Origin of the sequence: Microbacterium sp. E-13, assembly GCF_049912955.1 — a bacterium.
Lineage (GTDB): Bacteria > Actinomycetota > Actinomycetes > Actinomycetales > Microbacteriaceae > Microbacterium.
In genome coordinates, this window is record NZ_CP183973.1 from 788,511 (window position 1) to 802,941 (window position 14,431).

A 14,431-nucleotide genomic window follows, 5' to 3' on the forward strand; every position below is an offset into this window, starting at 1 on the left:
AAGGCCTAATCGAGTCAGAGAGGCGACCCCGATGGTCCACCCGATGCGGTACCCATGGCGATCTTGTCGCGCGATGAACTTATCTTGGCGCGGAATGAATCCCGCCCGCTGGCGCGGCCCCTTCCTGTGACCGACGATTCGCTTTCTCGGCGCGCTGCGAGCGGCATCTTCTGGACCGCGATGGAGCGGTGGGGAAGCCGCCTACTGTCGCTCCTCGTCTTCGCAGTCCTCGGTCGTCTGCTCACGCCTGATGACTTCGGTCTTGTGGCAATCGTCACCGCCATCATGGCCGTGGTCGGAGTCTTTGTCGAGTACGGCTTCGCGCAGTCACTCGTGCAACGAGAAACACTGCGCGAAATAGATGTGTGGACGTCATTCTGGACCTCAGTTGCGTTCGGGGCAATTCTCTACCTTCTTCTTTGGCTTGCTACGCCGCTCGTGGTCATGGTTTTCGCCGAGCCTCAGTTGGCGGAGATCATCCCTGTTTCCGGGACAGTGCTTCTGATTTCCGGATTAGCCTCCGTTCCTGCGGCGACGCTGCAACGAGAACTCAAGTTCCGACCACTGGCTGCCCGCCAGTTGGCTGGCTCCGTGCTCGGAGCCGCCGTCGCCTTGGTCATGGCCTTCCTCGGCGCGGGCATTTGGGCGTTAGTGCTTCAGCCTGTCGTGGCCGCTGCCGCTGGCGCCTTCGTACTCTGGGTCGCGGCTCGGTGGCGGCCTGTCTTTCAGTACTCATTCGCCTCGTTGAGGGCGTCGTGGGGATTCAGCGCGCAAGTGATCGCGATTGAGCTGCTGAATTCCTTACAATCCAATGCCGATAAACTCATCGTCGGATTCTTCTTCACGCCGGCCCAACTAGGTTACTACTTCCTCGGGCAGAGGGTGTTGACTATCCTGATGGAAATCGTGGCATCCGTGATGTCAAAAGTTTCACTACCCGCGCTCTCGCGAGTGCAGAAGGATCATCAGCGGTTTCTCCAGTACTTCTACACTTTTACCTTCGCAAGCGCAGCAATCGCCTTCCCCGCGTTCGCCGTGGTGACGGTATTCGGCTATCCGATCACGGAGTTCCTTTTCGGGCCCGGCTGGGGTCAAGCGGTGCCTCTGATGGCGTTACTGGCCCCGTCGGCGGCCCTGGCATCGGTCACCTTCTTCGACAAGAGCGCGCTTCTTGCAAAGGGCCGGGGCGATGTCTCACTGGGCGTTGCCGCCGGGCAGTTCGCGTTCGGGACGGCGGTCCTCTTCGCGGCGGTTCCCTTCGGCGTGACAGCCGTCGCGGCCGGGAGAAGCGCTCGGCAATTCATGTTCTGGCCAGTGCGGATCATCGCCCTAAAGAAGCATTCAGGCGTGCGTCCAAGCGACTACCTGCGACGGTTTCTTGCGCCTTCGGTCGGAGTTCTAGGACTGGCGGCGGTCGGCCTGGGGCTTCAACTTACGCCGTGGGCGATGGCTCCGTTACCCATGTTGAGCTTTGTGGTGCCCGCGAGCCTGCTTTCGCTCACCGTGTACGCCTTGATCTTGTGGCTGATGGCAGGCAACCAGATCCGGCAGATTCTAGCGATCGTCCGCCGAGGCCGAGGAGGAGCAAAGAACTGATGATTCGAATTCGGCGCGTAGGGGCCGCGCGAGATAGCGTTCTGGAGAACCGTCTGCGCGCGATCACGGACCGTCTCCGCCTGCGAAACGTCTTCAACCCCAGCCCGATCGAGCATGACGGCACGCTGTACGTTGCGTTCCGCGCGATCGGGCCTGACGGGGGGCGTGTCCGTGCGTACTTGGCTCGCTTAGAGCAGGCTGGCGAAGTCATAACCGACCTGACCTCGTTTGCAAACGACTTGGGAATTCCCTTCATCGCGGACCCCAAGTTGCTCATGCTTGACGGTGACGTCTATGTAACGTTCAACAGCGGCTACTCCGCTCGCGATGTGAACACGATCTATCTTCAGCGCGTGTCCCCGAGGTTGGGAGTTCCGCAGGCATGTCTGCTCAGTGAACGCCAGAAGGTCGAAAAGAACTGGGCTTTCTTCCGAGCGGGAGCCGAACTTCGGGCGGTGTACTCCCTGCAGCCTCTGATGGTGCTTGTGCTTCGCGAGGGCCGCTTGGGGGACCATGGGCCGCTCACGTTCGACCATCGGGACCGGATCCATTCCGCGCACCGCCCGGTTGGTCTGACGCTGGGCTCGCAGATGCTTGTCGAAGCTGAGCGGGGGCTTCTGATAGCGCACTCCAAAATCAGGGTGGGTCGGCGACGAGCGTACGTGGGGCATCTGGTCGAGTTGGGCCTCGCGGATGACACGCCGTCGGTGTCGATATCTCAGACATCGCTGATCGATTCGTGGCGCGCCCTTTGGCCGGTGCACGACCGGCTGAACCCCAACCTTTGGTCGGCGACCTACTTTTCGGGAATCGCCCGCATCCGCGAGGAACTCTTGCTGGGCTACGGCGTGAACGATTCGCGAGCAGCTCTCGCGCGAGTTTCGGAGGAGATGATCGCATGATCCGGACCTACTACTGGCAGCCGCCTGTCAAGAGATTTCTTCCACGGGCCCGCGGCGCGTTCCGCTACGGCAACGCGGGAGACTCCTACAATCTCGATCTCATCCGATGGGCCTACGGTGACGAATCGATTGAGAATGTCTCGGCGGGTGGAAGGCGAGCGCTCTTCGTCGGCTCTATTGGCCATCGCGCGCAAGCCGGGGACGTTCTCGCCGGCGTCGGAGTCAAGTCGCCCGACATCGAGCACATCGATGGTCGCAACATCACCGTATTCGGATTGCGTGGTCCGCTCACGGTGGAGGCACTTCGACGAGCCGGACTGCCTACAGAGCGCGTGCGATCCCTCGGTGACCCCGGGCTGCTGATCGGTCGGATCTACCCGGAGTTGATGCAAATCACGCCGACGAGAAACCGCGTCGTCTTCATTCCTCACTATCGGGAGCGTCATCGCTACCGATCGAAGAAGCACTTGACGGTCGTCGACATCGATGCGCCGGCTCGGGAGGTCGCTCGGTCCATAGCAGAGGCTGAGTTTGTGTACTCGTCATCCCTGCACGGGCTCGTGTGGGCGCACGCTATCGGTCGACCGGCCCGGGCGGTCACTCCGAGCGAAGGAGAAGGGAGTTTCAAATATCTCGACTATCACGAGTCGATCGGCCTTTCGTTCAAGCCGGCGGAGTCTCTCGAGGCTGCGCAGAGGGGGCCACATCCGGTAAGTCCCGCGGACGTCAGCTCAGTCGAAGCGGGTATTTCCCTACCCTCACCGGACTTGCTTCGGGCAGCAGGCATCCTGTATTGATCGGGGCGGCAGCCGATCACGTGGCGAGTTCGCCGGACGCATCTAGCCGACCGATTGTAAACCCGCAAGCAGGGCAGATCCATATGCCGGGGCCAAGGCTCAAGCTCTCGACGTTCCGCTCGGCGGCGCTGACGGCGTGGCCGCAGGCGGGACACAGTCCGGGTTCGTCCCGCGGCGTGCTCACGTAGCGACGCTAGCGCAGGGGTTTGCATGGTGAGTGCGCATGCAACCCTGCATTGTCCTCAGCTGCCGCTCGAAGGAGCGGTTGTGCTGATCGACGGCTCGGATATGCGTCGTCGGCGGAACGGCACGCACGACAAAACGCCGTGGCTTCATGCGCGCGCTCCCACAGGACGCAGGCGATTCAGGATGAAGTCCGCCTTGCCCTCCCACCGTACTTCGCTGGGGAGGGTCGAGACCTGTCGTGGGACGCGCGCGCCGTTACGGGCCTGTTCGGTGAGCCATTGAACATGATCCGCAGCTTCCGCGACGGTCACGGCGTCAAGACCCCGGCTGTTCGCTCCGGCGACGGGGGTCGTGAGCACCGGGAGGCCCGCAGCGCGGTACTCGTAGGTCTTGATGACGTCGCCACCCACCTCGCCTTGCCCGACGCGGTGGGGGACCCAGCCGATGTCGAAGCTCCGGAGCAGGCCCGGCACGTCCTCGTAGAACACATCACCGAGCATCCGAATGTTCGGCGCAGCATCCATCGGCTTCTTGTACTCCGCGTCCAGCACGGGCCCGGCAAAGACGAAGTCCACGTCGGGTAGGCGGCGCGCGGCATCGACGATGAGATCGAGATCGAGACGCTTGCCGATCTTGCCCACGTAGCCCACGGTGAGTGGCCCACTTGCCGTCGAGGTCGGGTCGAAGCGCTCGGGATCGCAGCCGTTCGGGAGAAATACCACATCCTCCCTGCCGAATCGACGCGCGAGTTCGACTGTTCCCTCCGCGTTCGCCGTCACGACTGCCGCGTGAGCGAACAGAACCTCGTAGGCACGGATGACTTCGGCGCGCACACCCTCGAACGCGTAGTGGATCGTCCAGTCGTCGAGCAGGTCGAAGGCGACTGGCACGCCAGAGGAGACGATGACAGGCCATGCCGAAGACAGCGCCAGGAACGGGTTCCAGGTGATGACGGGTGCTGCCAGGTCGGGAACGATGCGGTGATACGCCTTGAGTGAATCGACCCACCATCGCTGGCGGTCACCCGGTGAGGGCAGTCTCCACAGGAACGTGGTTCGCGGGACCGTATTGGCAGCGACGCGGTCGGGGGAGTAGCGCCGGAGCGGCGCGAGCACCCTCGGCTCGGGCCGGGACGCGACGAGCACAGGGCCTTGCGAAGCCAGCTTCTTTCCGAACCATTCGATGAGGTGGCCGTCACGGGTTCGATAGCCCTCGTTGGAGAGCTTGTGCTGGCCGTGCATGGGGAACGCCACCAGGGCGGGATTGCTGGTCAAGTCTGCTGCCCTCTGGGTCGGGGAAGGGGGGCGTTGGTGGAACGCGCGTCAGACGCGCGCTTCCGCGTCGATGGTGCGCGCAGGGGTCTCGGCCGACTGCATCTCGCTGAGGAGAGCGCGGAGCGACCGGTCGTACCGGCCGCATACCATCGACCAGGTGTACTCGGCCTCGGCGCGAGCGCGGGACAGTTCGCTTGCAGCCGCCTGGCGGGACGGCGAGTCAAGCATCTCGAGAACCGAACGGGCGATGTCCGACGGCTCAGCAGACGTGAACGTGCCCTTGTCGCCGAGCACCTCGCGGTTGTAGACGGTGTCGCGGGCGACGACCGGCGCGCCGGCGGCCATGGCCTGCACGAGAGCCGGATTGGTGCCGCCGACGCTGTGGCCGTGGAAGTACGCGCCCGCGTGCTGCCAGAGAGCGAATAGCCGCTTGTCGTCCGCGACGTGACCGAACCACGCAACGTTTTCGTTCGAGTCTGCGAGATCGCGCACCTGCTCGTCGAGCTCGCCGCCGTAGCCGGTCGACCCGACGAAGATGACCTTTCGCGTGCGCGCGATCTCTCGAGCCGCCTCGACGAACTCGGGCACGGTGTTCTCGGGCACGAAGCGGGCGACGACAAGCGCGTATTCGCCGGACTTGTATCCGGGCTCGACGGGCAACTCCTCCACGGGGTCGCCACCGTAAGGAATGAACACCCCGTCGCGGCCGAACTCGCGCTTCCAGAACCCGGCGATGGCACGCGCGTCATACACGAGCTCGTCGCCGTAACGGGCGGTGAGCGCTGCGCCACGCTTGAACATGGTGCGCGCAAGGATGCCCCACTTCGCCCGCACCCACTCGATGCCGTCGACGTTGACCAGTGTGGGAATGCCTGCCCGCTTGAGCATGGGCAGGAAGAACCCGTTGGCGACGTTCATGACCAGCGCGACGTCCGCACCGCGTTTGATCGCGTCCCGGCTCGCCGTGTAGCCGAAGCTCAGCGTGCTGAGCGACTTCTTCTCCAAGCCCCGGGTGTAGATCACGTTCACCCGCGGGTCGAGATCCGGATCGTTCTTGCGGACTGCTCCCGCGCGCGAGTACACACTCACTGTCCATCCGTGTTCGACGAGGTAGGGCGCGAGCTTTCGGATCGCAGTTTCAAATCCCCCGTAATAGCTGGGATATCCGCGGGTGCCGATGATTGCGACGTGAGGCACTCGTTTCTCCGTTCTCGGTGAGGGCGATAAGGAATCAGGCGGCGGTTGAGCCCGGCGCGAGCACGGCCTTGCCGGTCTTGAGGATGATCACGAGATCGCCGAGCAGGGTCCAGTTCTCCACATAAGAGAGGTCCAGCCGCACCGAGTCCTCCCACGAGAGCGTCGAACGGCCACTGACCTGCCACGCACCCGTGATGCCGGGCTTGGCGAGGAAGCGTCGGTGCACGTGGTCGGCGTACTGCTCCACCTCGCTGGGAAGGGGCGGACGCGGACCGACGAGCGACATCGAACCGCCGATGACGTTGAACAGCTGAGGCAGCTCGTCGAGGCTGAACTTGCGCATGACGCGACCGACGGGAGTGATGCGCGGGTCGTTCGTCATCTTGAACAGCACCTCGTTGCCTGCGTCGCGTTGCTGGGCAGCGAGCTCGGGCAGCAGTTCTTCGGCGTTCTGCACCATCGAGCGGAACTTGAGCATCGTGAACTCACGGCCGCCCAGCCCGATGCGGGTCTGCCGGAAGAACACTGGTCCCTCGCTCGTCAGGCGGACCGAAATCGCGAGAAACGCCAGGAGAGGACTGAGGAGCACGACGCCGAGTAGACTCGCGGTGAGGTCGGTCGCCCGCTTGAGGAACAGCTGACCCTTGCTGAAACGCGGAGTCTCGACGTGGATCAGCGGAAGGCCCGAGACCGGACGGGTGTGGATGCGCGGACCGGCGATGTCGACGATGCTCGGGGCGAGCACGAGGTGCTGGCGGCCGGCCTCGAGACCCCACGAGATCTGCTTCACCTTGAACGGCGGCAGCTCATCCGTGCTCGTCACGACGACGGTGTCGGCGCCGACCGCCTCCATGGCCCTGGAGACGTCATCGACTTTGCCCATGATCGGGATGTCGGATCCCTCGATCGTCGCCGCGACACGACCGCTCGGCACGCAGGCGCCGACGACGAGATAGCCGGCGCGCGGGGACCGCTGCAGCTCGTGCGCGATCTCGGCGACGGAGGACTCGGAGCCGACCAGGAGAACCCGCGCCGCGAACTCGCCGCGCACGCGCTGGGCCAGGAGCCACCGGCGCCAGAGCCAGCGCTCCGCCAGCAGGAGCAGCGCGCCGGCCGGCAGCGCGATCAAGAGGTAGCCGCGTGCGACATCCAGCCGAAGCAGGAAGGACGCGATGATCACGACGCTGAAGACGACGAAGCTCGCGTTCGCCACGCGTACGTACTCGGTCGAGCCCGTGCCGAGAACGCGGGGGCTACGAGAGTCGGCCATGGTGAGGCCGATCATCCAGAGGGTCGTGAGGATGGCGGAGAACAGCCAGTACGAGACGTCGTTGAGGCGGTGATCGGCGCGAATGGAGACATCGACGTTGCCGGTACCGAACCAGATGAGCTGCGTGGTGTACACGACGAGGACGAGGACGAGCAGGTCGCTGACCCACAGTCGCCGCGCGTAGCGGGTGGCCCAGCCCCGCTGGGTGCGGAGCGCTTCGCCGACCCGCGCCTGTGCGCGGGGAGTGCCGCCGGCAGCCGGGGGCGGCGAGGGACGTACCGTCTCAGCCACCGCTCCGCGCGAACGCGCGAGCGGAGACGTTTCGATGTTCACATCCACTGTCACGGAAGCCCCCTTCTTGCCTTGACCAGCGCCGGAGACCTCACTCGGGCACGGTGTAGCAGGGCGCCTGATGAGGTCGCCTGCGAACCCTCCCTTGTGTTCAGGAGGCTACTTGGAGGGGCCCTCCCAGATCAGTGCAGAACCGGGGCTTGGCGCGATACGCGACCTGGGCTGTCGCGATATGAGCGTGTTGTCCACCGAAGGGAGGACATAGGCGCTCAAGGCGCGTCACTCCGCGACATCCGGCCGAAACACGGGGTTCACAGGGCGTCCGTGGTGCACATCGACGGGGTAGGGAAACCTGTCGCCGGGGGAGGTGTGCGCCGGGTGCGGGCGTCTCGATACGCGTGCTCGTTCCTCGCGCGCTACTCGACGGGCGGGGGAGCGGCTCAACGACCGAAGGCGGCAGCCTTCGCGAGGAATGCCGCGACGGCCTCGGCGGCCGGCGCGAGCTGCGACGCGGACTGGTCGTAGACGGCGTCTGGCTGACCGTACGGGTCGACAACGTCGAGGTCGTCGGGCGAAGGGAGGGGCTCGACGACGCCGCGCAGCGCCGACGCGAGGCCGACGGCCGCACGGAGGGCGTCTGCGGCACCCTGCGAGCCGGCGACCTCGCTGCGGAGCTCGTCGTCACTGATCCCCGCGGCGATGTTCGCCAGCTCGCGGACGGTGAAGGTCTTGCGCGTCGCGGCGGGCGTCAGCTCGACCACGGCGCGACGATGCTCGCGCGACATCGCGAGCACGAGGTCGGCGTCTCGGACGAAGTCCACCGTCACCTGGCGGGCGACGTGGGAGGCGGCATCCGTCACTCCTAGACGCGTGGCGAGCGCGAGGGCCGGCTCCGGCATGCCGACGCCGACCAGCGCGCTGACGCCGGCGCTCTCGACGGTGACGTCGAGCGGCGCCAGACGGGCGCGCAACAGCTGCTCGGCCAGCGGGCTGCGGCAGATGTTGCCGGTGCAGACCGTCAGGATGCCGAACGTCACCTCACGCCTCCGCGGTGCGGGCCTTGCGCAGCTCTGCGCGCGTCTGGCTCTTGTCGCGGATGTCGTGCGTAGCGCTGTACGTGTAGCTGCCGTAGCCGTAGCTGTCGGGACCCTTGGTGGGAAGCATCGTCACGATGATGCCGAGCAGTCGACTCCCGATGCCGTCGAGAGCCTTCACCGCGCCCTCGAGCTGCGGCTTCTTGGTGGCGCCCGAGGCGGCGACCAGGATCGCGCCGCTGGTGTACTTCGAGACGACGGCCGCATCGGTGACCAGCAGGAGCGGCGGGGCGTCGACCAGCACGTAGTCGAAGGCCTCGGTGAGCGTGCGCAACGTCTTCTGCATCGACTGGCTGCCGAGGAGCTCCGACGGATTCGGGGGGATGCGACCGGCCGGCAGCACGAAGAGCTTGCCGCGACCCCAGCGCTGCATCACGTCGCCGAGCTCGGCGTTGCCGATCAGCACGTCGGTGAGGCCGACGCCGCCCTCGATGCCCATGTAGTCGGCCACGCGCGGAAGACGCAGATCGCCGTCGACGAGCGCCACGCGGGCGCCGGTCTCGGAGAGGGCGATCGCCAGGTTCGCGGTGGTGGTCGACTTGCCCTCGCTGGGACCGGCGCTCGTGATCACGAACGAGCGTGAGCCGCCGTCGTGATCGACGTCGACGAACTGCAGGTTCGTGCGCAGCGTGCGGAACGACTCCGCGCGCGGATTCATCGGGTCGGCGTGCACGATCAGCGGGCGCTTCTTCGTGTCGGGATCGAACGCGATGCCGCCCAGCACCGGCTTGTCGGTGACCTGCTCGATGTCGTGCGTCGAGTGGATGCGCGTGTCGAGCACCGTGCGGAGAAACGCGAGGCCGATGCCGGCGGCGAGCCCGAGCAGCAGGCCGAGCGTGACGTTGAGCGGGGTGTTGGGACTGGAGGCCGCGGTGGGCACGAGCGCAGGCTCGATCGTCTCGATGCGCACGAGGCTGGGGGCTTCGCCGTCGGGCTTCTCGAGCTCATTCACGACAACATCGGCGAAATTCGCGCCCAGTGAGTTGGCGATCGCGGCAGCCTGCTCGGGGTCCTCATCGGTGACGGTCGCCGAGATGATGACGGTGTTGGCAGGAACGGATGCCGACACCTCACGCGCCAGCTGGGACGACGTCATGTCGAGGTCGAGGTCGTCGATCACACGATCGAGCACGACCGCGCTGTCGACCACGTCGACGAACGACGTCACGGCCTGCCGCGCGTAGTTGGTGCCTTGTGCCAGCTCGCCGACAAGCGCGCTGTCGCTGGAGCGCACCGAGACGTAGAGCTGAGTCGTCGCCTCGTAGGTGGGCGTCTTGAGCAACGACCAGCCCAGGCCCACAGCGGCGCCGAGGACGGTCAAGGAGAGGATGAGCACCCAGTTGCGGTGCAGGATTCGTACGTAGTCGCGCAGTTCCAAAATCTCGTCCCTTTCAGCGCGTTCACTGTGCTGCGACCACCAGGACCGCGCACGGGGTGAGCGCGCGCGGCTCGCTGGGGTGATTGTAACCTTGCCGTGCCCGTCGGCCGACACACGCACCAGATCCTTCTTGCGGCGGGGCCCATCGAACCAAGGAGGCTCTGTGAACAGGCTCGACGATCTCTTCGACGTGGCCGACCGGCGTCGTGCCTCGACGCCCGAACCCGATGCGGAGGAGCTGGATCGCCTGCGGCGCATGGTGGGATCCGGCCCGGCGACCTCGGGTCGCCGTGCGCGCGCCTCGGCGCCCGGCGGGGCTCGGCTCGCCGAGATCGTCGGAGACGCGGCGACCGGTTCCGCGACGGCGGCCCTGCAAAGCGACGACAGGGCGCCGCGGTGGGAGGCGCCCCGGCCCGCTCGCGGTGCGCTGAACTCCCGGCGCCGCACCGCGGGCGACTGGCTCAGCGCCGGCGTGGCGGTGCTGGCGGTGGCGGCGATCGTCATCGTCGGCGCGCTCGTGGTCGTCGAGCGCGCAACGTCGGACGAGGTGTCGCAGGCGGCGCGCAGCCTGCGCGAGCACGAGGCCGAGCTGCGCAACCGCACCACCGCACTCGAGACGTCGCTGACCCTCTACGGCACGGCGATCGCCGACGCCGGCGCAGCGGCCGACGAGGCAGAGCCCGCCCTCGCGGCCCTGGAGGGCAAGAGCGACGAGACCGCCCGCGCAGCCGCCCTGCAGGCGCTCGCCGGGTTCCGGGTCGCGCTCGCCGCGTTCGCACCGGCGGCGGCTCCCGCCCCGCGTGTCCCCGGCCCCACGCCGACCGACCTGGCGTCGGTCGCGACGCAACTCGACGATGTGAGGGCCGCCGCCCTGGAGGTCGACGAGGCGATCGGAAGCACCCGCGAAGCGCGATCGGCCGTGGCCGCCACGGAGGCCGGACTCCTGGCTGCCCTCTCGACGTTCGGGGCGACGTTGCCGGCCTCGGCCGCCGCGATCGCGGAGCAGAACTCCGTCGCTTCCGACGAGTACCGGGCGGCGGTCCTCGCGGCCGCCCACGCCGTGGTCGCCGCCCAGCAGGGAGGCGGAACCGGTGCCGCGGAGATGACCGCGTTCGGGCAGTCGGTGGATGCCCTGCGCACCGAGAACCAGCGGGTGCTCGACGCACGCGTCCCCGAGCGGCGCGCCGTCGGCGGGTGGGTTCCGCCTCGGACCGTGACGCCTGTCGCGCCTATCGAAGAGGACCCGGTGACCGATCCGCCCGCGGACGGGGGCACCGATCCGGGCACGGATCCCGGCACCGATCCCGGGACGGACCCGGTCATCCCCATCGACCCCGTGCCGATCGACCCCGAGCCGGTCGAGCCCACCCCGTAGGCCGGCCGCGGGCGTCAGGTCGCGGCATCCGTGCCTGATCAGAGCGTCTCCGCGAGCTCTTTGATCCAGGCGCCGAGAGCAGGGCCGAGATCATCGCGGTCGAGGGCGAGCTGGATGCTCGACTTGAGGTAATCGAGGCGGTCGCCAGTGTCGTAGCGTCGGCCGCCGAACACGACGCCGAGCACCGGGCCGGCGAGCTGCTCGTCTCCCGCGAGCTGCTGGAGGGCGTCGGTCAGCTGGATCTCGCCGCCCTTGCCGGGCTCGGTGCGCTCGAGCACGTCGAAGATCTCGGGCTTCAGCACGTAGCGTCCGATGATGGCGAGGTTGCTCGGCGCCTCGTCGGCGGACGGCTTCTCGACCAGGGCGTTGATCCTCACGACGTCGGGGTCGGCCGTCGGCTCGACATCGGCGCACCCGTAGAGGTGGATCTGGCTCGGATCGACCTCCATGAGCGCGACGACGGTCGCCGACTGACCGTGCGAGACCTCGATCATCCGGGTGAGCAGCGGATCGCGCGCATCGATGAGGTCGTCGCCGAGCAGCACCGCGAACGTCTCGTCGCCGACGTGCTTCTGGGCGCGGAGCACGGCGTGCCCGAGCCCCTTCGGGTCGCCCTGGCGGACGAAGTGCACGTCGGCCAGGGAGCTGGCCTCCATGACGCGCTCGAGCTTGGTGAGATCGCCCTTCTGCTCGAGCGTGTGCTCCAGCTCGGTCACGCGGTCGAAGTGGTTGGCGAGCGCGTTCTTGTTGCGCCCGATGATGACGAGCACGTCATCGATGCCGGCTGCCACCGCCTCTTCGACGACGTACTGGATCGCCGGTTTGTCGACCACCGGGAGCATCTCTTTCGGCATGGCCTTGGTGGCGGGGAGGAAACGAGTTCCCAGGCCGGCGGCGGGAATGACGGCTTTGATCGAGGGTGTGCTCATGCGACGGACATTAGGGGCGTCTCATGAAGGTCGCGTTACGGCGGCAGTCGCCTGAGCGCCGCGAAGCGGTCCGGGGCGGAGCGCCCGACCCAGGTGCGTCGCGAATTGGACGGTGCATGTCGCAAAACGAGATAGTCTAGCCCGGTTACGCCGTGACACAGGAAGGCGCGCGACGTTGGTCCGCAAGCCCGAAGCCGGCATCCCCAGCCGCGACGACGGCATCCCCCCAGACGATGCCGACGATCGCACGCGCGCTCTCGCAGACTTCTTCGGGACCGATCCGGCGGGCGCCGCGACGGGCACGGGCGCAGAGGGTCATGCGAGCACGGGTGCGGACGCGCGGGCCGAGGAGCGCCTCACCGCGTTCTTCGAGCAGACGGGGGAGTTCGAGCCGATGGCGTCGACGCCTTCGGCACTCGCGGCGGACCGCAGGGAGCCGGCGGTGGTGCGATCGCCGGAGCCGGAGGTGCCCGACGACCTTCAGCCGCCAGCGAACGACGTCGACGACCTGATCGCGCTCCATGGTGACGAGGAGCTCTTCCTTTCCGACAGCGATGAAGACCCCTTCCTGCTGGATGAGGACCCACACCCCGCACTGCGCGGGGGCGGCGCAGAGCCGGTTGCGCTCGATGCCGACGCGGGCCCGTCCGGGCTCGATGACATCGACGATCTCTTCGCCGAGCTGGTGGAAGAAGAAGAGGAGCGCACCGCGCCGTCTCCCACCGAGCCGACCGTCGCGATGGCCGCGGCAGGCGCCGGGCTCGCCGGGGCGGAGGATCGCGTCCCGGAGCCCGGCGTTGCGGATTCGGGCACTGCGGACCCCGGCGCTGCCGAGCGCGATGTGGCGGAGCCTCGAGTGGCGTGCGCGGCCGCCCTCGCGGGCGGCGCGGTGGCCGCGGCATCCGCCTCCGCGCATCCGGCGATGCCGCCGGCGATGCCGCCGACCAAGACGCAGCCGACCAAGGCGCCGCGCAAGAAGCGCCAGAGCAAGCGCGCGGCGAAGGCCGCAGCCGCCGGATCGCTGCCTCAAGGTCAGTTCGCGTCCACGCCCCGGGGCGTCCGGGCGTGGGGCAGAGGCACGCGGTGGGCCGTCGGCATCTCGGTGGTGCTCGTCGGGCTCCTGGTGGCGGCGAGCGTCTACGTCGCGCAGACCACGGCCGCACAGGAGGCGAGACTGCAGGCAGCGGTCACCGACTTCGAGGACGCGGCCGATGCCGCGCAAGAACCCGTTCCGGCGATGGATGCTGCGTACGCCCAGTACGAGACCACGGCCGCTGCTGCGCGCGCCGCCGCCGACAGCGCCGGTCCCGCGTTCGCCTCGGTCGCCGGAATGGCCGATCAGCCGACGCTCGACGCGGCGAACGCCGCGCAAGCAGCACTCGTCGCGCTTCTCGACAGCACGACCCTTCCCGAGCGGCCCGCGGATTACGTCCCGCCGGCCGCCGACACGCTCGATGACGTCGGGGCCGCCAAGGACGCGGCTCGTGAGGCGAGCGCCTACGCGGCGAGCGTCGAGGACGTCACGGCGCAGGTCGCCGCGGCCACCGCCGCGGTGACTCAGCAGGCGACGACGTTGACCGACGCGCAGCGCGCGCTCGGGGCGAGCCTGCCGGCCACCGCGGAGGCCCTCAACGAACAGAACCCGCGAGCGCTTCAGTCTTTCCGCGACGCCGTCACGGCCGCCGCGGCCGCGGTCGGTGCGGCGCAGGCGGCCGGCGGCAGCGGTGACGCCGAACTGCAGGCGTATGCCGCCGCCGTCACGGCCCTGCGGGCGGACCAGCTCCGTGCCGAGCAGGTGGTCGTTCGGCGCACCACCGTCCCCAGTCCCGCCCCCGCCCCGCAGCCCACGACGGAGCCGCAGCCGCAGCCGCAGCCGCAGCCGCAGCCGTCACCTGTTCCTCAGCCGGAGCCGACGAATCCCGTTCCTGTGCCCACGCCCTGAGCCCGCGGGGGCTCAGCTGCCCGGCAGGGCACGGCAGGCGCAGACCCGACACAACCGCGAGAACGCGCGATGCACCCCGCTCGACCCTCCGAGGGTGCTGTTGTGAGGTCTCGTCGGCATCAGGGGTGCCATGAGCCCGTGGGTTTGGATGCAGCATCCCGATGCCGTAGGATTGACGTTTGGTGTCCGGCTCAGCTGAC

At 67.7% G+C, this 14,431-nt stretch carries 11 protein-coding genes; 5 read left to right on the top strand and 6 right to left on the bottom strand.

The features are described from left to right. The first annotated feature begins 54 nt into the window (after window positions 1–54). From ACN9MP_RS03580 to ACN9MP_RS03590, 3 genes are read left to right on the top strand one after another with little or no spacing between them, the layout of a single operon-like run. On the top strand, window positions 55–1,596 hold the full coding sequence (locus ACN9MP_RS03580) for a lipopolysaccharide biosynthesis protein (protein ID WP_426323951.1): 1,542 nt from the start codon (window positions 55–57) through the stop codon (window positions 1,594–1,596). Beyond that, entirely contained in the window at window positions 1,596–2,498 is a 903-nt protein-coding gene (locus ACN9MP_RS03585) for a hypothetical protein (RefSeq protein WP_426323952.1), read from the top strand. The genes ACN9MP_RS03580 and ACN9MP_RS03585 overlap by 1 nt, the downstream gene beginning before the upstream one ends. Then, the gene (locus ACN9MP_RS03590; protein ID WP_426323953.1) at window positions 2,495–3,295 is read left to right on the top strand and encodes a polysaccharide pyruvyl transferase family protein; all 801 of its coding nucleotides are present in this window, start codon (window positions 2,495–2,497) and stop codon (window positions 3,293–3,295) included. The genes ACN9MP_RS03585 and ACN9MP_RS03590 overlap by 4 nt, the downstream gene beginning before the upstream one ends. 332 nt (window positions 3,296–3,627) lie before the next feature. Here ACN9MP_RS03590 and ACN9MP_RS03595 read toward each other — a convergent pair whose 3' ends face one another. The 5 genes from ACN9MP_RS03595 to ACN9MP_RS03615 form a co-directional block, all read right to left on the bottom strand. Next, the gene (locus tag ACN9MP_RS03595; protein WP_426323954.1) at window positions 3,628–4,755 is read right to left on the bottom strand and encodes a glycosyltransferase; all 1,128 of its coding nucleotides are present in this window, start codon (window positions 4,753–4,755) and stop codon (window positions 3,628–3,630) included. A gap of 48 nt (window positions 4,756–4,803) precedes the next feature. Continuing rightward, window positions 4,804–5,952, bottom strand: a complete 1,149-nt coding sequence (locus tag ACN9MP_RS03600; RefSeq protein ID WP_426323955.1) for a glycosyltransferase — start codon at window positions 5,950–5,952, stop codon at window positions 4,804–4,806. Window positions 5,953–5,986: 34 nt separating this feature from the next. Further along, the gene (locus tag ACN9MP_RS03605; RefSeq protein ID WP_426323956.1) at window positions 5,987–7,567 is read right to left on the bottom strand and encodes a sugar transferase; all 1,581 of its coding nucleotides are present in this window, start codon (window positions 7,565–7,567) and stop codon (window positions 5,987–5,989) included. Between the two features lie 386 nt (window positions 7,568–7,953). Then, complete coding sequence (locus ACN9MP_RS03610; RefSeq protein ID WP_426323957.1) at window positions 7,954–8,550, bottom strand: low molecular weight phosphatase family protein; 597 nt, start codon at window positions 8,548–8,550, stop codon at window positions 7,954–7,956. Window position 8,551: 1 nt separating this feature from the next. Then, window positions 8,552–9,985, bottom strand: coding sequence for a polysaccharide biosynthesis tyrosine autokinase (locus ACN9MP_RS03615; protein WP_426323958.1), 1,434 nt, complete (start codon window positions 9,983–9,985; stop codon window positions 8,552–8,554). Window positions 9,986–10,148: 163 nt separating this feature from the next. Here ACN9MP_RS03615 and ACN9MP_RS03620 point away from each other — a divergent pair, with 163 nt between their 5' ends. Continuing rightward, window positions 10,149–11,360 carry a hypothetical protein gene (locus ACN9MP_RS03620; RefSeq protein WP_426323959.1) on the top strand — a complete coding sequence of 404 codons (1,212 nt, stop codon included), beginning with the start codon at window positions 10,149–10,151 and terminating at the stop codon, window positions 11,358–11,360. Window positions 11,361–11,398: 38 nt separating this feature from the next. Here ACN9MP_RS03620 and galU read toward each other — a convergent pair whose 3' ends face one another. Beyond that, window positions 11,399–12,289, bottom strand: a complete 891-nt coding sequence (gene galU / locus ACN9MP_RS03625) for a UTP--glucose-1-phosphate uridylyltransferase GalU (RefSeq protein ID WP_426323960.1) — start codon at window positions 12,287–12,289, stop codon at window positions 11,399–11,401. Between the two features lie 175 nt (window positions 12,290–12,464). Here galU and ACN9MP_RS03630 point away from each other — a divergent pair, with 175 nt between their 5' ends. Next, window positions 12,465–14,231 carry a hypothetical protein gene (locus ACN9MP_RS03630; protein ID WP_426323961.1) on the top strand — a complete coding sequence of 589 codons (1,767 nt, stop codon included), beginning with the start codon at window positions 12,465–12,467 and terminating at the stop codon, window positions 14,229–14,231. Window positions 14,232–14,431 lie beyond the last annotated feature (200 nt).

Excerpts from the sequence above, each read along its gene's own strand:
- ACN9MP_RS03580 (WP_426323951.1), top strand. The coding sequence starts at position 55 with ATGGCGATCTTGTCGCGCGATGAACTTATCTTGGCGCGGAATGAATCC.
- ACN9MP_RS03585 (WP_426323952.1), top strand. The coding sequence starts at position 1,596 with ATGATTCGAATTCGGCGCGTAGGGGCCGCGCGAGATAGCGTTCTGGAG.
- ACN9MP_RS03590 (WP_426323953.1), top strand. The coding sequence starts at position 2,495 with ATGATCCGGACCTACTACTGGCAGCCGCCTGTCAAGAGATTTCTTCCA.
- galU (WP_426323960.1), bottom strand. The coding sequence starts at position 12,289 with ATGAGCACACCCTCGATCAAAGCCGTCATTCCCGCCGCCGGCCTGGGA.